Source organism: Pseudomonas sp. GX19020, assembly GCF_023371075.1.
Classification (GTDB): domain Bacteria; phylum Pseudomonadota; class Alphaproteobacteria; order Rhodobacterales; family Rhodobacteraceae; genus Pseudogemmobacter.
On record NZ_JAMCCR010000021.1, the window covers coordinates 40,324 to 57,826 of the forward strand.

At 64.2% G+C, this 17,503-nt stretch carries 16 protein-coding genes; 8 read left to right on the top strand and 8 right to left on the bottom strand.

Translation table 11 applies throughout. From position 1 onward, the window contains the following. Nucleotide 1 precedes the first annotated feature (1 nt). Nucleotides 2-532, top strand: coding sequence for an NYN domain-containing protein (locus M3484_RS21575; protein WP_249499187.1), 531 nt, complete (start codon nt 2-4; stop codon nt 530-532). Between the two features lie 12 nt (nt 533-544). Here M3484_RS21575 and M3484_RS21580 read toward each other — a convergent pair whose 3' ends face one another. The 3 genes from M3484_RS21580 to M3484_RS21590 all read right to left on the bottom strand — a co-directional run bounded on the left by M3484_RS21580 (nt 545) and on the right by M3484_RS21590 (nt 3,302). Further along, entirely contained in the window at nt 545-1,891 is a 1,347-nt protein-coding gene (locus M3484_RS21580) for a glutamate--cysteine ligase (RefSeq protein ID WP_249499188.1), read from the bottom strand. Nucleotides 1,892-2,034: 143 nt separating this feature from the next. Next, nucleotides 2,035-2,580, bottom strand: coding sequence for a hypothetical protein (locus M3484_RS21585; RefSeq protein WP_249499189.1), 546 nt, complete (start codon nt 2,578-2,580; stop codon nt 2,035-2,037). Continuing rightward, on the bottom strand, nt 2,577-3,302 hold the full coding sequence (locus tag M3484_RS21590; protein ID WP_249499190.1) for a 16S rRNA (uracil(1498)-N(3))-methyltransferase: 726 nt from the start codon (nt 3,300-3,302) through the stop codon (nt 2,577-2,579). The genes M3484_RS21585 and M3484_RS21590 overlap by 4 nt, the downstream gene beginning before the upstream one ends. Before the next feature lie 12 nt (nt 3,303-3,314). Here M3484_RS21590 and ubiA point away from each other — a divergent pair, with 12 nt between their 5' ends. The 5 genes from ubiA (at nt 3,315) to M3484_RS21615 (ending at nt 9,625) form a co-directional block, all read left to right on the top strand. Beyond that, a complete protein-coding gene (ubiA, locus tag M3484_RS21595) occupies nt 3,315-4,373 on the top strand; it encodes a 4-hydroxybenzoate octaprenyltransferase (RefSeq protein ID WP_249499191.1) in 1,059 nt (352 codons plus the stop codon). Nucleotides 4,374-4,547: 174 nt separating this feature from the next. Continuing rightward, nucleotides 4,548-6,692, top strand: coding sequence for an OmpA family protein (locus tag M3484_RS21600; protein ID WP_249499192.1), 2,145 nt, complete (start codon nt 4,548-4,550; stop codon nt 6,690-6,692). Nucleotides 6,693-6,764: 72 nt separating this feature from the next. After that, nucleotides 6,765-7,094 (top strand): hypothetical protein, encoded by a 330-nt coding sequence (locus M3484_RS21605; RefSeq protein WP_249499193.1) that lies wholly within the window; start codon nt 6,765-6,767, stop codon nt 7,092-7,094. Between the two features lie 230 nt (nt 7,095-7,324). Further along, entirely contained in the window at nt 7,325-8,803 is a 1,479-nt protein-coding gene (locus M3484_RS21610) for an NAD-dependent succinate-semialdehyde dehydrogenase (protein ID WP_249499194.1), read from the top strand. A 273-nt stretch (nt 8,804-9,076) separates the two neighbouring features. Continuing rightward, nucleotides 9,077-9,625, top strand: a complete 549-nt coding sequence (locus tag M3484_RS21615) for a peptidoglycan-binding domain-containing protein (RefSeq protein ID WP_249499195.1) — start codon at nt 9,077-9,079, stop codon at nt 9,623-9,625. 245 nt (nt 9,626-9,870) lie between these two features. Here the strand turns inward: M3484_RS21615 and M3484_RS21620 are convergent, their stop codons facing one another. From M3484_RS21620 to M3484_RS21630, 3 genes are all read right to left on the bottom strand, one after another. Then, nucleotides 9,871-10,077 carry a hypothetical protein gene (locus M3484_RS21620; RefSeq protein ID WP_249499196.1) on the bottom strand — a complete coding sequence of 69 codons (207 nt, stop codon included), beginning with the start codon at nt 10,075-10,077 and terminating at the stop codon, nt 9,871-9,873. After that, on the bottom strand, nt 10,046-10,426 hold the full coding sequence (locus M3484_RS21625; RefSeq protein ID WP_249499197.1) for a hypothetical protein: 381 nt from the start codon (nt 10,424-10,426) through the stop codon (nt 10,046-10,048). The genes M3484_RS21620 and M3484_RS21625 overlap by 32 nt, the downstream gene beginning before the upstream one ends. Before the next feature lie 226 nt (nt 10,427-10,652). Then, the gene (locus tag M3484_RS21630) at nt 10,653-11,333 is read right to left on the bottom strand and encodes a DUF3857 domain-containing protein (protein ID WP_249499198.1); all 681 of its coding nucleotides are present in this window, start codon (nt 11,331-11,333) and stop codon (nt 10,653-10,655) included. A gap of 113 nt (nt 11,334-11,446) precedes the next feature. On the opposite strand from M3484_RS21630, the gene M3484_RS21635 reads away from it, so the two are divergent. Together M3484_RS21635 and M3484_RS21640 are read left to right on the top strand one after the other, a co-directional pair. Further along, nucleotides 11,447-12,061, top strand: a complete 615-nt coding sequence (locus tag M3484_RS21635; RefSeq protein ID WP_249499199.1) for an RNA polymerase sigma factor — start codon at nt 11,447-11,449, stop codon at nt 12,059-12,061. Continuing rightward, nucleotides 12,058-14,187 carry a vWA domain-containing protein gene (locus M3484_RS21640; protein ID WP_249499200.1) on the top strand — a complete coding sequence of 710 codons (2,130 nt, stop codon included), beginning with the start codon at nt 12,058-12,060 and terminating at the stop codon, nt 14,185-14,187. Before M3484_RS21635 ends, M3484_RS21640 begins: the two co-directional genes overlap by 4 nt. 72 nt (nt 14,188-14,259) lie before the next feature. On the opposite strand, the gene dacB is transcribed toward M3484_RS21640, so the two are convergent. Both dacB and betC read right to left on the bottom strand, forming a co-directional pair. Continuing rightward, nucleotides 14,260-15,750: a D-alanyl-D-alanine carboxypeptidase/D-alanyl-D-alanine endopeptidase gene (gene dacB, locus M3484_RS21645; RefSeq protein WP_249499201.1), complete on the bottom strand. Its 1,491-nt coding sequence runs from the start codon at nt 15,748-15,750 to the stop codon at nt 14,260-14,262. A 128-nt stretch (nt 15,751-15,878) separates the two neighbouring features. Further along, on the bottom strand, nt 15,879-17,384 hold the full coding sequence (betC, locus tag M3484_RS21650) for a choline-sulfatase (RefSeq protein ID WP_249499202.1): 1,506 nt from the start codon (nt 17,382-17,384) through the stop codon (nt 15,879-15,881). Nucleotides 17,385-17,503 lie beyond the last annotated feature (119 nt).

Below are 17,503 nucleotides of genomic sequence, written 5' to 3' on the forward strand. Positions count from 1 at the left end.
GATGATTGAACTCGGTCTCGCAATCCTGCTTCCGCTTGTGCTGCTCGCCTGGCTGCTGGCGCTTGCCGGGGGCTTGCGGCGGGGGTGGCGCGCGCGGGCAAAGGCGCGCAGACCGCTTGCAGTGCTCGATGGCTCCAATGTGATGCATTGGCGTGACGGCAAGCCCCAGTTCGCCACCCTGAAGGAGGTGCTGCGCCGGCTTGATCTGATGGGCTATGGCTGCGGCGTGGTTTTTGATGCCAATGCCGGCTACCGGCTGACCGGGAACTATATGAATGACCGGCAATTCTGCCGGCTGCTCGGGCTGGAGCAGGACCATGTGCTGGTGGTGCCCCGGGGCGCGCAGGCCGATCCCTTCCTGCTGGATTTCGCAAATCAGAGCGAGGCGGTGATCATCAGCAATGACCGCTTTCGCGACCGGATCGCCGGTTACCCTGACCTCGCCCGCCCCGGCCGTCTGGTTCGGGGCGGCTATCGCGACAATGCGCTGTGGCTGGATCTTGCTCCGGCACGGCAAGCGGCCGGCAAGTAAAAACACCGTAAATCAGTAGCTTGACGCGTCATAGATCGGCGCAAGGCTGCCGGCCCAGTCGCCATGATACAGTTCGAGCCAGCGGTCGGCCTGGACCTTTCCTGCCTTGACCGAGGTAACCAGCGGCGCAAGCCAGATCTCTTCGCCATGACCGCGCTCTGCCAGGCCGGTATGGGCAAGCGAAAGCGCCGCATGGGCCAGATCGGCCAGCTTCACCCCATTCGCCTCGCCTTGCAGTGCCGAAACTGAGGCCGCAACGCGCAGCCCCTCCCGGGTCTCGCTGTCGATATTGCGGACCAGTTCCCATGCGGCGTCCAGCGCGGCATCATCATAGGTCAGCCCGGTCCAGAAGGCCGGCAGCGCGATCAGATGCGCGCGGTCGCCGCAATCCGCGCCGCGCATCTCGATATATTTCTTAACCCGCGCCTCGGGGAAAACCGTGGTCAGATGGTCGGCCCAGTCGGACAAAGTCGGCTTCTCTCCCGGCAGAGCAGGAAGCTTGCCATCGAGGAAATCGCGGAAGCTCTGCCCAAGCGCATCGATATATTTGCCGTCGCGATAGACGAAATACATCGGCACATCGAGCACCCAGTCCACATAGGCCTGAAAGCCCATGCCTTCGTCGAAGGCGAAAGGCAACATCCCGGTGCGGCTGTCATCAAGGCCACGCCAGATCCTGGAGCGCCAGGATTTATGCCCGTTCAGCTTGCCGTCAAAGAACGGGGATGATGCGAACAGGGCTGTCGCCACCGGCTGCAGCGCCAGCGCCACGCGCAGCTTTTTCACCATGTCTGCTTCTGACGCGTAGTCGAGATTAACCTGCACCGTCGAGGTGCGGTACATCATCTGCGTGCCATGGGTGCCCACGCGGCCCATGTAATCGGTCATCAGCCGGTAGCGGCCCTTGGGCATCACCGGCATCTGGTCATGCGACCATTCCGGTGCCGCCCCGATTCCCATGAACCGGACCCCCATGCCCTCGGTCACCGCCGCAACCTCGGCGAGGTGATTGTCAAGTTCGGCCGCGGTCTCGTTGATGGTCAGGACCGGCGCGCCGGAAAGCTCGAACTGGCCGCCGGGCTCAAGGCTGATATTTGCGCCGTTGCGGGTAAGGCCGATGACGTTCTCACCTTCAAGCACCGGCTCCCAGCCAAAACGCGCCTCAAGCCCTGCGAAAATCGCGGAAATCGAGCGCGGGCCGTCATAGGGCAGCGGCTGCCTGGTATCGGTAAGCCAGCCGAACTTCTCGTGTTCGGTCCCGATGCGCCAGTCTTCCTTCGGTTTACAACCGCTCTCCAGCAAGGCCGCGAGCTGGTCAAGGCTCTCGATCGGGCCGCCTCCGGATTGTGGTATCGACATGGGCTGGCTCCGGCTTCGCTGTCAACTGGTCTCAGGCGACTGACCTGTCCTGTCCCGGGGGATATTGTCAAGCCCGCCAGATGCACAGGTCCTGTGAGCCGGCGTTCCGGATGGGCCGGCCGGGCGGCCGGTCAGACGCCCGCTCACACGGGCCGGATGCCGCTGCCGGGCCGTGTCCAGACCAGATGTTCGCGCGCGCCGGTCGAGGGCAGCGTGCTGCCTTGGGGCGCTACATCGGCATCAAGCGCCGCCACGAGGCTTGCGGCCGTAAGCCCTGGCAGGCTGGTCAGCGCATCGGCCAGATCCCCCGCCCCGGCAGATTCGAGCGGCACGATCAGCCGCGCCCCCGAAAGGTCGCGCATCTGCCAGAGCCTGCGTCCCCGGAGCGTGACCAGCTTCAGTTCTGCAAGGTCATTCAGGCTGACCTCGCCTCCCATCACCGGATGCAGAAACCGGATGCGGCCCTCGTCCACCTCGATCAGCCCCGGCGCCGAAGGGTCGGCCTGAAAGCGCATACGCCGCCAGCCATTGACCGCCCAGCCAAGCCCGAGCGCCATCACCGCCAGTCCCGGCAGCTGCCAGACCAGGGTGCCGCCGGCGAAGATCCAGATGCCGAACAGAAGGAAAGCCGCACCTTCGATCACGCCCTGCCAGCGCCGTGCGCCGGCGATGAGTTCGGGGCGGATCATGCCCAATCCCCGAAAGACCGCTGCCAGAGCGTCACCGCCGCCAGTGCCGCCGTTTCGGCGCGCAGGATCCGGGGACCAAGGGCGACGGGACTGACAAAATCGAGACTGTCGAGCCTCGCGCGTTCCTCGGGTGTGAAGCCGCCTTCCGGCCCGATCAGGATCGCCGCAGGCGCGCCCGGCGCGCCCGGCCAGGTCCCATCAGACCCCGCCCGGATCTCATCGGCCCAATAGATCCGCCGCGCCGGATCCCAGCCCGCCAGAAGCCGGTCGAGCGGTTGCAGATCGCTGATCCCCGGCACAAAGGTCGCGCCGCATTGCTCGGCCGCCTCAATGGCATGGGCCTGCTGCTTGTCGAGCCGGAGCCGTTCGGCATTCATGCGCCGGGTCGAGATGGGCATCAGACGCGCAACCCCCAGCTCTACCGCCTTCTCAACAATGAAATTCGTGCGTTCCTTTTTGACCGGCGTGAACAAAAGCCACAGATCCGGCGGGAAATCCTGCCGCCGCGTCTGCGCCTCGCAGACCAGAACACCGCGCCGTTTATTCGCCTCGGCCACGCGCGCGCGCCATTCGCCGTCACGTCCGTTGAACAAAAGCACCTCGGCGCCTGTCCCCAGCCGCATCACGGCAAAAAGATAATTCGCCGCACCCTCAAGGACTGCGACGGCTTGCCCCTCACCAAGGGGCTGATCTACATGAAGTCTGACTTTCGGCCCGGACATGGAGGCGAAACTATGGCGCCCACAGACAGAACGCCAGAGGGAAGCGGCCAGCCCGAAGGGGATGATCTGCTGTCGCCGGTCGAGGCGGCACGGCTTGCCGCTCAGCTGGAGGCCACGGCGGCGAAGATCAGCACCGGCCAGGTGGCGGATGCGCCGCGCGGCAATTGGGTGGATCATCTCGCCCCGCCGGTAACGCGGCCCTTCCTGCGGCTGTCACGGGCAGACCGGCCGATCGGGACCTGGCTTTTATGGCTTCCCTGTCTCTGGGCGCTGGCGCTGGCGGCGAATGATGGGTCTGGCTTTTCCTGGTGGGATCTGTGGCTGGTGGCCTCTTCCGGGGCTGGCGCCTTGCTGATGCGTGGCGCGGGCTGCACCTGGAATGACATCACCGACCGCGACTTCGATGCCTCGGTCGCACGGACCCGCTCGCGTCCGCTGCCTTCGGGCCAGGTCACGGTGAAAGGCGCGATGGTCTGGATGGCGGCCCAGGCGCTGATCGCGGCGCTGATCCTGTTCAGCTATAACCGGCTGGCGATCACGCTTGGCATAGGCTCGCTGGTGCTGGTGATGATCTATCCTTTCGCGAAACGCTTCACCTGGTGGCCGCAGGTCTTTCTTGGCTTCGCCTTCAACTGGGGGGCGCTGCTGCTCTGGGCCGCGCATTCCGGAGATCTGCCGGTTGCGGCAGTGATCCTGTGGCTGGCGGGTATCGCCTGGACGCTGTTTTACGACACGATCTATGCCCATCAGGACAAGGAAGATGACGCGCTGATCGGGGTGAAATCCACCGCGCGGCTGTTTGCCGACCGGACCGGTCAATGGCTTGCGGGCTTTCTTGTACTTTCGGTGCTGCTGTTTGCGGCGGCGGTGATCCTCACCATCCCCGCAAGCCGGGGCATCCTGCCTGTGCTGATGGCGCTTTGTGGCATCTGGGCCTTCGGACTGCATCTCTTCTGGCAGTTGCGGCAGTTGGATGCGGATGATCCGGCCATCTGCCTCAGGCTTTTCAAATCGAACCGCGATGCCGGTCTGATCCCTGTGCTGTTTCTTGCCGTCGCAGTCTTCCTCTGATTGATCCCTGCCGCCCAAGCGCCTAGGTAGAGGGACGATCCCGGCGGCCCGGTTCCCGTGGCCTGCGGGACTCCTACGGTTCCGCAAATCCCGGGTCTTCCTTTGCCGCAACGTCTGCTCACCCTGCCCCGTGCCGCTCTCGGTGCCCTTGCTTTCGCAATTGCCGGACTCTTGATGATCGGCATCGCCTTCTGCACGGTGCTGGTGATCGAAGACCGCACCCGGGCCGTGCTGGGTCAGCGCCTGAGCGAAGCGCGGATGGACTGGGTCGGGGTGACGACCGACGGGATGCAGGTGGGCCTGAGCGGCACCGCCCCGAACGAGGCGGCGCGGTTTCGGGCACTGAACCTTGTCGGCAGCCTCGTTGACAGCTCGCGGATCCGCGACGGGCTTGAAGTCGCCCCCACCACCGCCATCGAGGCGCCGCGTTTCTCGGTCGAGATGCTCCGAAATGATGACGGGATCCAGCTGATCGGCCTGATCCCGGCGATCCTCAATGAGGGCGAGCTGGATTCCGAAGGCATTGCGGCAGCAGCCAATGGCTTTACCGCCGAAGACAGCGCCCCCGCCAATATGCTGCAGACCGCGAACTGGCCGGCCCCCGAGGGCTGGGACGCCTCGCTGCGCTTCGGGCTTGAGGCTTTGTCTTTGCTGAAACGCTCGAAGATCTCGGTCTCGGCCGGTGAGGTGCGGGTGACCGCCATCGCCGAAAGCCCGGCGGAAAAGCGGCGTTTTGAAACGGAGCTTGGCAAGCGCAAACCGGCCTCGGTCAGGCTGGATGCCGCGATTTCAGCGCCGCGCCCGGTGATCACGCCCTTCACGCTGCGCTTTGTCGTTGATGGCAGCGGCGCGCGGTTTGACGCCTGTTCGGCTGATACCGAACGCGCCCGCAGCCTGATTCTGGCGGCCGCAAGCGCCACCGGGATGGAGGGGCCGGCAATCTGCACCGTGGGTCTTGGCACCCCGACGCCGCGCTGGTCGGAAGCGGCAGTACTGGCGATCCGCAAGCTTGGCGCCATGGGCCAGGGCAGCGTCACCTTCTCAGACGCGGATATCACCTTTGAAGCCGGCGAGGGCGTGACGCAGGAGGCCTTTGACACCGCGCTTGGCGATCTGCGCGCCGGCCTGCCGGATGTGTTCTCGCTGCAACCGGTGCCGCCCTCGACCGAAGCCGTGATCCGTGGCCCCGAGGAATTCACCGCCCGCCTTGTGACGGGGGGACGGGTCGAACTGCGTGGCCGCCTTGTCGATGAGGTGCAGCAGGCGGCGGTTGATGCCTATGCAAGGGCCTCATTCGGCGCGTCAAATGTCTATGTGGCGACGCTGCTGGACCCGGCCTTGCCCGATGGCTGGCCGTCAAGGGTGCTGGCGGGGCTCGAATCGCTTTCGATGCTGAGCGAGGGCACGCTTGTGGTGCGCGCCGACACAGTCGAACTGCGCGGCATCACCGGCAGCCAGGAGGCCCGTGGCCGTATCACCCAGATCCTGTCGTCGAAACTGGGCCAGGGCCGCAATTTCCGCGTCGAAGTCACCTATGACAAAAAGCTCGACCCGCTGGCCGCACTGCCGACACCTGCAGAATGCGCCGCTGACGTGGCCGCGATCATGGCGAAATCGAAAATCGCCTTCACGCCGGGATCGGCCGAGATCGCCTCGGAGGCCGGACCGCTGATCAATGAAATCGCTGAAGTGCTGAAGCGCTGCCCGGCGATTCCGATGGAAATCGCAGGTCATACCGATTCGCAGGGTTCGGAAAGCGGCAATGCGGCGCTGAGCCAGGCCCGGGCCGAGGCGGTGCTGATGGCCTTGCAGGGCCGTCGCGTCGATGTGTCGAATATGACGGCCCTCGGCTATGGCGAAAGCACCCCCATCGCGGATAACGCCACCGAGGCCGGGCGCGAGGCCAATCGTCGCATCGAATTCAGCCTGAAAGGCGCCGCCGCCCCCGAAACGCCGGCAAAAGCGGCACCTGCCGAAGAGATAGCCCCCACCGGTGACGAAATCGCCACCGCCCCGGAGGATGAAGATCTCGAAGACCTGGTGCTTGGCTCTTCGGACCCCGATGATCCGGCAACTCCGGCTGATGAAGCGGGCGAGCACGATGTCCAGGTGCCTGCCGCGCAAGGGACTGCTCAGCCGAAGACCGAATCGCCCCCCTCCCCCGCATCGCCTGCAACAGCCGGCCCTGCCCAGGCGGAGGAGGAGGCGCCGTCTGAGCCAGGCCCGGAAATCGTCTATACCTATAGCGGCCCCTCGCTGGCCCCTGCAGAGCAGACCATCCGCCCGAAAACCCGCCCTGCCAGCGCCGGCCAGGACTGAGCCGCGCGCCCGATTGATAACCCCGGATGCGTCGCCCGGATGGCGCCAGCGGGACCAGGAAAGTAAATTTGCATGAACCGGACAGAATTCATCATTGCCACCTCGGTCATCCTGTTGCTGGCCTTTGCACTTGGCTGGTTCTGCCACTGGCTGCTGCACCGGTTCTCGCGCAATGCCGGCAATGACCTGACCGAGCTGGAACGCCTGGCACAATCGCTGCATGAGACCGAAGAAATGCGCGATCAGGCCATTGTCTGGCTCGAATCCCGCGAGGCGGAACTGGGCAATCAGATCAGCCAGACCGAGGCGGAACTGCGCGCCGCAATGGAAGGCCTGCGCGAGGCCCGCCAGGAAGCCGAAGAGATGCGCGCCTATATTGAACGGATGCACGCGAACAGCTGAGGCCACCGCGCCTCTCCTTTGGCGGATACCTTCGGCGGGAATATCTGGATCAGCAGGAAAGCGGCAATTCCGCTGACCTGAATACGCCCCGCAGCGCGTCCCGATCTGCCTCGTATTATGCCGCCAGCCCTTGCCGGATTTGCACTGAAACTGGACTGATCGCGCGCCCGACAGTAGACAAGTGGCCTTACGGATGCCACCTGAGGAAAAACCCTTCAGCGGAGGCCTCCATGCCTGATTCCGTCACCAATCTGCGTTCGCTTCTGAAAGACCCCTCGCTTCTGGTCGAAAAGGCTTATGTCGCCGGCGCCTGGATCGATGCCGATGACGGCTCGACCTTCGAGGTGATCAACCCGGCACGCGGCGATGTGATTGCCCGCGTCCCCAATCTGAGCCGTGCCGAGACGGCCCGCGCCATCGCGGCGGCGGAAAAGGGACAAAAGGCCTGGGCCGCGCGTACCGGGAAAGAGCGCAGCCAGATCCTGAGGAAATGGTTCGATCTGATGATGGCGAATCAGGATGATCTCGGCACCATCCTGACCGCTGAAATGGGCAAGCCGCTGGCAGAAGCCAAAGGCGAGATCGCTTATGGCGCCAGCTTTATCGAATGGTTCGCCGAAGAGGCAAAACGGGTTTATGGCGAGACCATCCCCGGACATCAGCCCGACAAACGCATCACGGTGATCAAACAGCCGATCGGCGTTGTCGCCTCGATCACGCCCTGGAACTTCCCCAATGCGATGATCACCCGCAAATGTGGCCCGGCGCTGGCCGTTGGCTGCGCCTTTGTCGCCCGCCCCGCCGCCGAGACGCCGCTTTCCGCACTGGCGATTGCAGTCCTGGCCGAGCGTGCCGGCATCCCGGGCGAGGTCTTCTCGGTCATCACCTCGAAACGGTCCTCGGATATCGGCAAGGAGTTCTGCGAGAACCCCGTCGTGCGCAAGCTGACCTTTACCGGATCGACCGAAGTCGGGCGGATCCTGCTGCGTCAGGCGGCGGATCAGGTGATGAAATGTTCGATGGAACTTGGCGGCAATGCGCCCTTCATCGTGTTTGACGACGCCGATCTCGACCGCGCTGTCGAAGGCGCGATGCTGTCGAAGTTCCGCAATAACGGCCAGACCTGCGTCTGCGCGAACCGGATCTATGTCCAGGCCGGCGTCTATGATGCCTTTGCCGAAAAGCTCGCCGAGGCCGTCGCGAAGACAAAAGTCGGCGACGGGCTTTCCGAACCGGTACAGTTCGGCCCCCTGGTCAATGAGGCTGCCGTTGAAAAGATCGAAGAGCACATCGCCGATGCGACCGCCAAGGGCGCGGTGGTGGCGCTTGGCGGCAAGCGTCACAAGCTTGGCGGCTCGTTCTTCCAGCCGACGATCCTGACCAATGTCACCTCGAAAATGCTGGTCACCACCGAAGAGACCTTTGGCCCGCTGGCGCCGCTCTTCCGGTTCGAGACCGAGGAAGAGGTGGTCGCGATGGCCAATGACACGATCTTCGGCCTCGCCTCCTATTTCTACTCGCGCGATATCGGCCGCATCACCCGCGTCCAGGAAGCGCTGGAATATGGCATTGTGGGCGTCAATACCGGGCTGATCTCGACCGCAGAAGCGCCGTTCGGCGGCGTCAAACAATCGGGTCTCGGCCGCGAAGGCAGCCATCACGGCACCGAGGACTATCTTGAAATGAAATATATCTGCCTCAGCGTCTGAGACCGGTTATCGGGGGCTGTCCGCCCCCGTACATCTCAGGACGCATCCGCCGGGGGTATCCGGAGGGCGAATGGATCAGAAAGTTACAGGGGGCGCGCAGGCGCCCCTTTTTTCTTTGCCGGCAAGCCACTGATTTTATGGCTGTTATCTGATATCAACGCGGCGTTTTTGCCTGTCAGACGTCTCTTGCCCAGATTTGACCCATCGCGTCCCGATCCGGTTCTCTGCACGACCGGGGAGGAGAGCGCAGGCCAATCCAGGAAAGGACATGCCATGCTGCCTGTTACCAGCTCCGATAAACACCACACCGTTAAAAGCGGGGCCGCCAGAAACCAGAGCGGCAAATTCCGGGCCGGTGTTGTCGCCGCCCTTGCCGCCGCCTCGGTCGCGCTCACCTCGATGCCCGCGCTTGCGTGGGGGAAAAAGGAACAGGGTTTCGTTGCCGGTGTTGCCACAGCGATCATCGTTGACCAGCTGATCCAGAACGGTCAGCACCGCCGGGATCACCAGCCGCGCTATGTGGAACAGCCGCGCTATTATGAGCCCACGCCGGTCTACCGCGAGCCGCCCCGCAGCACCAGGAGCTACAGCTCGGTCTATTCGACCCCGGCGGGCCAGGCCTTCAACACCTATAGCCCTGGCGAGCGCAAAGCGATCCAGCGCCAGCTGCGTCGTGCCGGATACTATAATGGCGGCATCGACGGCGTGTTCGGGACCGGCACCTATAACGCCGTTTCGGCCTGGGCACGTGATACAGGCGCCTCGGGCAATCTGCGCACCACTGGCGGCGCCTTTGCCGTCTATGACGGGCTGTTGTTCTGAACCCGGCCTGATCTCAGGAACCGTTACAGCGGGATTACTGCGGGTGGGCACAGGTGGCCCGCCCGCTAAAACGCGCAGTGGCGGATGAGACCCGGGCCGGCCTCTGGCCGGCAATTCCCCAGGCCGGCCAGAGGACAAGCCCCACAGAGGGCAGGCACCCGAGTACGATGACCTGAGATCCGGGGCCGGACGCCCCCTGCATCCTTCCCGATGGAGGGGGCGTTCCGGTCAGACCTGCCCTTCCCCTAGTCCAGATCGTAACTGAACCAGGACGTCTCATGGACGGTCCGGGCGTCTTCCAGCACTTCAGGCAGATCGCGCAGCGCGATATCGGTCGGCATGGCGGTGAAATCCCATTGCAGCACCAGCTGACCCGGCCCTGGCGCTGCACCCTCAAGCCTGTAGCTGAAAGCCGGATTCTCAAGCTGCACCGCCTGCGGAGGCGCCAGCATGCCAAAACGGCCCCGGAGCTCGGCCCGATGCCGGGAATTGCGCGGTGAAATCCTCGGCTGTCAGCGGAAAGTCCGTCATTACCCCCTCATCCCGGATCACCGAAGCCGGCAGGAAATAGCGTTCATGCGTCCCCATGCTGTTGTTTTCCGCGTCATCGGTGAAATCGGGTTCCCGGATCATGGCAATCTGCTGAAAAACGATCTGGTAATAGCCGAGCAGTTCGGCGGAAATATCCCCGATCCCAGGCTCGGTATAGCGGTAGCGCAGTTCATCCGCGGCCGAGCCGCGATGCTCCGATGTCACGTCGAGAAACAGGCCCGCCGGGGTGAAACGCCAGGTTTCCTGCACATCACTGGTCCAGATTCGCGGCTGGTTCCACCTCCATCACCACCGGCCGCATAATGCCCCACCAATATGGTCGCGATCCGTCCCCAGTCACGATCGCCGCTGGCCCGTAACACGGTGCGTTGATCGCCCCATGAAGGCGCAAGTTCCTCACCCGCGGGCGTGATGAGATCGAAAAGCTGATAGTCATGGCGCGTGCCCCAGCCCGCAACCGGCCCGGTTGCCTGCGTCACCTCCTGGGGCAGGGCCGGAACGAAAATCTTTTCCACGCCGGCCAGTTCACCACGGCCCGCGCAAGCGTGACGCGGTCGTCAAATTGCAGCGGCACCACCGCCTCCTGGTCAAGCCCGCGCTCCGAATCCGACAGATCGGGATGCGAGCGGCGCAGGTAAGACAGATCGAGACTGTCGCCGGCGCGCAGCCCGGGGAAGGTCATCATGACGAAATACTGCGGATTGAGCGGGCTGGCCTCATAGCTGGTGCTGAACAGCTCGACCGCCATTTGCGGTGTATCCCAGAGCTCGATCTCCTCGCCATCGCGCCAGAGTGAGGCGCCCGTCAGCGTAAAATCCTCAAGCGCGCTGTTATAGTCGAAGATCTGTGTACCGGCTTCGGTGGCGGCCCCGTCGGTCGCCATCTCGATCACCTGGCGTTCCCAGATCTGGCGACTGCCGCCCACCCAGGTGAATTGCATTTCCCTCAGCAGATAGCGCGGGCGGTCGATCTCGTCGCTTCCGATCCCGGAAAGCGCTGTGATATCAGGAAGATAATCTACCCATTCCGGAACAGGCACCCGTTTGAGCCCCGCCTCTTCGGCAAAAGCCGGCATGGTGACCAGAAAAGCCGACAGCATGATAGCGCCCAGCCTCAAAACGGCCTGAACAAGTGCGAAACACACAACGCGGACCATATCATCGCTCCCTGGGGCGGCGGGGTGGTCTGCCAAAAGCTGCGGCGCGGTTCCGCGCGGGAAGCCTGCTGCAAAGCCGCCGGTGCGACAAGGCGGCAAAGCCGGAGAACCAGATGGCCGCTGCGGAAAAAAATGCGCCGCGCCTCCAGGGATTGCCAGCCGGGCTGCGTCTGATTAGCACCATGCTGATGGATACGCCCGACGAAACCCTTGCCAGCGCCGCGGCCGAAGGCGACCGCGCAGCCTTTGCGACCCTTGTTGCACGGCATTACGACCGCATTTTCGGCCTGGCCTGGCGGCTGAGCGGCAACCGCTCTGACGCCGAGGATCTGGCGCAGGATATCTGCGCCGCACTGCCGGTGAAACTCAGGAACTGGCGCTCTGAGGCGCGGTTCACCACCTGGCTTTACCGCGTTGTCGTCAATGCCGCCCATGATCAGCGCCGCCGCCAGGCGACGCGCTCAAAGGCGGCCGAGGGCTGGGGCGACTGGGAACTCGCGCGCCAGGACGAGATCGAAACCGGGCGCGAGGCCGAGATCTGGCTGCATCAGGCCATGGCGCAGCTGTCTTCTGAACTCAGGGACACGGTGGCGCTGGTCCTGGGCGAGGAAATGACCCAGGCCCAGGCCGGAGAGGTCCTTGGCGTGACCGAGGGGACCATCAGCTGGCGGATGTCAGAGGTCAAAAAACGCCTGCGGGTGATCGCGGCAAGAGAGGTCGGAAAATGACCGATGAGCTGAATGATCTGCGTGCCGCGCTGAAACGCGCGCCGGCTTCGGACCCCGAGGCCCGCACCCGTGCTCTGACCCTGGCGATGGAAAATTTCGACCGGCTCCAGGGATCGGGGGAAGCGTCGCGTCACAAGGAAGACCGCCCGGGGGCAGATGCGCCCCGCCAGGCGGGCTTCTTTGGTGGAGTGCGACAGATGATGAAATTTCTCACCGCAAAGCCGGCCTTGCTGGCAACGACTTCGGCGGCGGCCCTGGTGGTCGGCGTGGCGATTTTTCTGCCTTTGGGCAATATTCCCGGGATCGGCGGCGGCACGACGGGCGTCACCGGAGCTGTAAGCCCGGGCGGCAATATCCCCGCCCAGAAGGCGCCTGCCCCCGAACCGGCGCTTACCGCATCCTCCCTGGACGTAACAGCCGGGGAGGCTCCGGTCGTCACGGAACCAGCCCCCGCGCCCCAGGCCGCGGCCAAAATTGCCGCAGATGAGGCGCCTGCCCAAGGGGGCTCCCCAAAACCAGCGCCCCAGCGAGAAAATCCGCAACCGGAGGCCGCAGCACGGACTACAGCAGAAGCCGTTCCTGTCGACCAGGCTGAATATGCGGCTGCAGCCTCCTCTGCAGTCGAGATGCTGGCGGAGGCGCCCTCGCAGCCGATGAATGACGCACGCCTGCGCATGTCGAACGGCATCATGCCCGCAGGAGACATGGCCTATCTGCCCGCCCCTGCCCCTTCGACCGAGACCTATGCCAATGCGGTGGCCAATCCGGTCAAAGTCACCGTGGAAGAACCGGTCTCGACCTTTTCGACCGATATCGACACGGCGTCCTGGTCGGTGATCCGTTCGACCCTGAACGCAGGCATACTGCCCGCGCCGGAACAGGTGCGGGTCGAGGAAATGGTGAACTATTTCCCCTATGCTTACGCCGCACCCGAGGGGGATGAGGCGTTCGCCACCACGGTCGCGGTCATGCCGACGCCCTGGAACCCGGAGACGCGGCTGGTGACCATCGGCCTGCAGGGCGCACTGCCCGAAATCGCCGCCCGGCCACCGCTGAACCTTGTATTCCTGGTCGATACTTCGGGATCGATGCAGGACATGAACAAGCTGCCGCTGCTGAAGCAGTCGCTTGCGCTGATGCTGCCTGAGTTGCGGCCCGAGGATCAGGTCGCCATCGTCGCCTATGCCGGATCCGCCGGGGCCGTGCTGGAGCCGACCCCGGCCAGCGAGCGCGATAAGATCCTGAACGCGCTCGACAGCCTGTCGGCAGGCGGCTCGACCGCCGGAGCAGGAGGGCTGGAACAGGCCTATCAGCTGGCCGCGAAGATGGCGGGCGAAGGTGAGGTCAGCCGTATCCTGCTGGCGACCGATGGCGATTTCAATGTCGGTGTGTCGGACCCCGGGGGGCTTGAGGCCTATGTCGCGAAGAAGCGCGCGGGCGGCACCTATCTGTCGGTGCTGGGCTTTGGACGCGGCAATCTGGATGACGCGGTGATGCAGGCGCTGGCGCAGAACGGCAACGGCACGGCGTCTTATATCGACAGCCTGTCAGAAGCGCGAAAAGTGCTGGTTGACCAGCTGACAGGGGCACTTTTCCCCATTGCAGATGATGTAAAAGTGCAAGTCGAGTGGAACCCGGCCCAGGTCGCGGAATACCGGCTGATCGGCTATGAGACCCGGGCGCTGGCGCGGGAAGACTTTAACAATGACAAGGTGGATGCCGGTGAGATCGGCGCGGGCCTGCAGGTCACGGCGATCTATGAGGTGACGGCACCGGGTTCGGCGGGCCTGAAAAACGACCCGCTGCGCTATGGCTCCTCCGGAGCGGTGAGCGGCGGCGGCAGTGATGAGATGGGCTTTCTGCGGCTGCGCTGGAAAGAGCCGGGGGAAAGCATCTCGCAGCTGAAGGAAACCCCGATCACCGGGCTGGAACCGGCCTCTGACGAGACCCGTTTTGCGGCCGCGATTGCCGGCTTTGGCCAGCTTTTGCAGGGTTCTGCCTATACCGGCGACTGGGGCTATGACGATGCGATCAAACTTGCGCTGGCAGCGCGCGGTGCGGATGAATTCGGCTACCGGATCGAAGCGGTGACCCTGATGCGGCTGGCGCAGAGCCTCGCGAAATAGGGCTCGCCTCGCGAAACTGACGAGGGTCGTCAGGCAAAACCGGGCGCGGGGCTTCCTCCCGCGCCCCTGATGTCAGGCGTAAAGCGAGGCCCAGCGGCTGATCAGCTGCCCCTGGAGCTTGCGCGAGCGGCTGATCCAGGCTTCGGATCCGGGCGGGTTCTCGCGCGCGGAGACCGGCACAGCGTCACGGCGCGCAGGGTCTCCGGTGAAGATCGCAAAAATCATCTCGCGTCCGCCGGGGGGGGTAATATAGCCCGCCAGAGCCGAGACAAAATTCAGCGTGCCGGATTTCGCCATGACCTTGACCGGATGGCCTTTGATCACCTTGCCCTGCGCGTCTTTCATACCGACATCGCGGAGGATGGGCTTCAGGCCGCGCCCGTCACGGGCTGCGCGGAGCAGGATCTGCGCCATATCCTGCGCCGAGATCCGCGAAGCGCCACCGAGGCCCGAATGGTCGGCAAAGCTCGCACCGACAGCAAAGCTCTGCCGCACCCAGGCCGTCATGGCCTGGCCAGAGGCGGCGATACTCCCGGCGCCCGAAGCGCTCAGCCCCGAACATTCGGCGGTGATATTCGTGGACCAGCGCAGCATACCGCGCAGCACTTCGGGAAGCGCCTCGCTCTCTACCCGCGCAAGCTCGTCGCTGCGCGGCAGGGCCTGGACTGCCTGACCTTCCGGCAGGGTCACGCCCTGGGCTTTCGCAAGGGTGCGGAAGACCTCGGTGGTGTAAAGCCCGGTCAGCCGCACCGGCAACCAGCGCGAGCCCCCCTTGCCAAGCGCGCCAGAGGCAACCGTCCAGTCCTCGCGAGAAGCGCCGCCTTTATAAGTGTAAAGCGGCGTCTCGCGACTGGCGACCTTCATCCCGACCATCGAAACCTGGGGGATAAACCGTTCACCCCGGGCATCCATCGCGACCGACCAGTCTGCGCCGGCCTTTTTCCATTCAAAATGCACGCGGTTGAAATTCAGGTTCAGCCCGGACAGCGCCGGGTTATAGCCAACCTGGTCCGGCTGATCAGCGGCGATATGCGCGGCATAGGGCAGTGCGCCCTCCCAATACAGCAGCCGCCCCGAGACGCCCTTGACGCCGCGCTTGGCCAGGCGAGCCGCCAGATCTCCCAGCTGATCGGTCTGCAGCGTGGCATCGCCGCCGCCCGCCAGCACCAGATCGCCCTGGATCACGCCGCCCTGGATCGGGCCCGTGGCCAGAAGACGCGTGACAAAACGCCGACCTGACCCGAGCTTTTCCAGCGCATAAAGCGCGGTGACTGCCTTGGTCACCGAGGCCGGCGGCAGGGCGGTCCCCGCTTCGCGCCCTTCCAGCACCGCGCCGGTTTTCGCGTCCATCAGCACGAAACCGACCGTTCCCGTAAGTTTTGCCGCCTGGACAAGCGCCTCGGCATCGGTGGTCACAGCGGGTTTCTGCCCCGGCGCCGCTTTGCCGGCGCCCCGGTCATCGCCTCTGAGTTTCGGACGCGGCGAAGAGGTCATCACCTCGCCGCAAGCCGGCAGCGCCGCGCTGGCGAGCATCGCCGCAAGCAATCCACGTCTTGAAATCACTGACCGATTCCCCCGGTTATGCCGCCTGTGTTTACCTTATCCGGCGCGGATCGCACAGCCGCCGGAACGGGATCACCTGATAACAGCATTGTGAAGATTTGCTGAAAACACGGCTGCCGGGCGAGGGATCATTCGCCGCGCGGGAACCGTTTCGAATCCTCCAGCACATTGAGATCCATGTGGTTTCGCATGTAACGTTCGGACGCGGCGCGGAGCGGCTGGTGATCCCAGGGGAACCAGGCCCCGTTTCTCAGCGCCTCATAGACCACCCAGCGCCGGGCCTGGCTTTCGCGCACCTCGGCGTCATAAGCCGCCAGATCCCAGCGCTGATCGGCCTCGGCCCGGAACCAGGCCAGCACCTCCGCCGCGCGTGGGTCGTCGGCCAGATTCTGGCGCTCCAGCGGGTCATGGGCGAGGTCATAAAGCTGATCGGGATCCGCGGCGCATCGGATATATTTCCAGGCCCCCTCACGCAGGCAGACCAGCGGCGAAATCGAGCCCTCGGCCGCATATTCCATCGCGACCGGGCCGCGCGCCGCCCCGGCGGCGACCGGCAAAAGATCAACTCCTGCAGTCCACGGCATCACCTCTGACATGTCGATCCCCGCCAGCGCGCAAAGCGTCGGCGTCACGTCGATGGTCGAGACCGGTGTTTCCACGAGGCCAGGCGCAAGGCCAGGCGCCGCGATCATCAGCGGAACCCGCGCCGAGCCCTCGAAGAAGTTCATTTTGAACCAAAGGCCCCGGTCGCCCAGCATATCGCCGTGATCCGAGACGAAGAACACCACCGCCTCCTGGCGCGTGGCCTCAAGCACATCGAGGATCTCGCCGATCTTGTCGTCGATATAGGAGATATTGGCGAAATAGCCCTGCCGGGCGCGGCGGATATGGTCAGGCGTGATGTCAAAGGCCTGGAAATCGCAGGCCTGCATCAGACGCTGCGAATGGGGATCCATCCGGTCGAAAGGGATGGTCCCGGGCGGCTCGCATTCCGGGGCGCCTTCATAAAGATCCCAGTATTTGCGGCGCGCGACATAGGGGTCATGCGGATGGGTGAAAGAGACGGTCATCGCCCAGGGCCGCGCATCCCCCCCGCGCGAAAGATCATAGAGCTTCTGGACCGCCTGGAAGGCGACATCGTCATCATATTCCAGCTGATTGGTGATCTCGGCCACACCCGCCCCGGTGACCGAGCCAAGATTGTGATACCACCAGTCGATCCGCTCGCCGGGTTTGCGATAGTCGGGCGTCCAGCCGAAATCAGCGGGGTAGATATCGGTGGTGAGGCGTTCTTCGAACCCGTGCAGCTGATCGGGGCCAACGAAATGCATCTTTCCCGAGAGCGCGGTCTGATAGCCGGCGCGGCGCAAATGATGGGCATAGGTTGGGATATCCGAGGTGAATTCGGCGGCATTGTCATAGACGCGGGTACGGCGCGGCAGCTGGCCTGACATGAATGAAGCCCGCCCCGGCGCACAAAGCGGGCTGCCGGTATAGCTGTTTGCGAATCTCACCGATCGCGCCGCCAGCTTCCGGAGATTGGGCGCATGGAGGAAGGCAGCCGGGCCATCGGGAAACAGCGTTCCGTTCAGCTGATCGACCATCAGGATCAGAATATTCGGACGCGCATTCATCTTCATTCCCCTGCAGACGGTATTGATTTCGCAATTTGGTGGCGCGTGTTCCGGCGCGGCGCAAGATCATTTCCGGCTCGCCCCGGGTGCGAGGGCGTTCTCAGACAAAGACCTGCCGC

Bases quoted from the DNA above. Each gene is read 5' to 3' on its own strand.
- M3484_RS21635 (WP_249499199.1), top strand. From the start codon at position 11,447: ATGGCCGCTGCGGAAAAAAATGCGCCGCGCCTCCAGGGATTGCCAGCC.
- M3484_RS21605 (WP_249499193.1), top strand. From the start codon at position 6,765: ATGAACCGGACAGAATTCATCATTGCCACCTCGGTCATCCTGTTGCTG.
- M3484_RS21600 (WP_249499192.1), top strand. From the start codon at position 4,548: ATGATCGGCATCGCCTTCTGCACGGTGCTGGTGATCGAAGACCGCACC.
- M3484_RS21615 (WP_249499195.1), top strand. From the start codon at position 9,077: ATGCTGCCTGTTACCAGCTCCGATAAACACCACACCGTTAAAAGCGGG.
- M3484_RS21610 (WP_249499194.1), top strand. From the start codon at position 7,325: ATGCCTGATTCCGTCACCAATCTGCGTTCGCTTCTGAAAGACCCCTCG.
- betC (WP_249499202.1), bottom strand. From the start codon at position 17,384: ATGAATGCGCGTCCGAATATTCTGATCCTGATGGTCGATCAGCTGAAC.
- M3484_RS21590 (WP_249499190.1), bottom strand. From the start codon at position 3,302: ATGTCCGGGCCGAAAGTCAGACTTCATGTAGATCAGCCCCTTGGTGAG.
- M3484_RS21585 (WP_249499189.1), bottom strand. From the start codon at position 2,580: ATGATCCGCCCCGAACTCATCGCCGGCGCACGGCGCTGGCAGGGCGTG.
- M3484_RS21580 (WP_249499188.1), bottom strand. From the start codon at position 1,891: ATGTCGATACCACAATCCGGAGGCGGCCCGATCGAGAGCCTTGACCAG.
- ubiA (WP_249499191.1), top strand. From the start codon at position 3,315: ATGGCGCCCACAGACAGAACGCCAGAGGGAAGCGGCCAGCCCGAAGGG.
- M3484_RS21640 (WP_249499200.1), top strand. From the start codon at position 12,058: ATGACCGATGAGCTGAATGATCTGCGTGCCGCGCTGAAACGCGCGCCG.
- M3484_RS21620 (WP_249499196.1), bottom strand. From the start codon at position 10,077: ATGCTGGCGCCTCCGCAGGCGGTGCAGCTTGAGAATCCGGCTTTCAGC.
- M3484_RS21575 (WP_249499187.1), top strand. From the start codon at position 2: ATGATTGAACTCGGTCTCGCAATCCTGCTTCCGCTTGTGCTGCTCGCC.
- M3484_RS21630 (WP_249499198.1), bottom strand. From the start codon at position 11,333: ATGGTCCGCGTTGTGTGTTTCGCACTTGTTCAGGCCGTTTTGAGGCTG.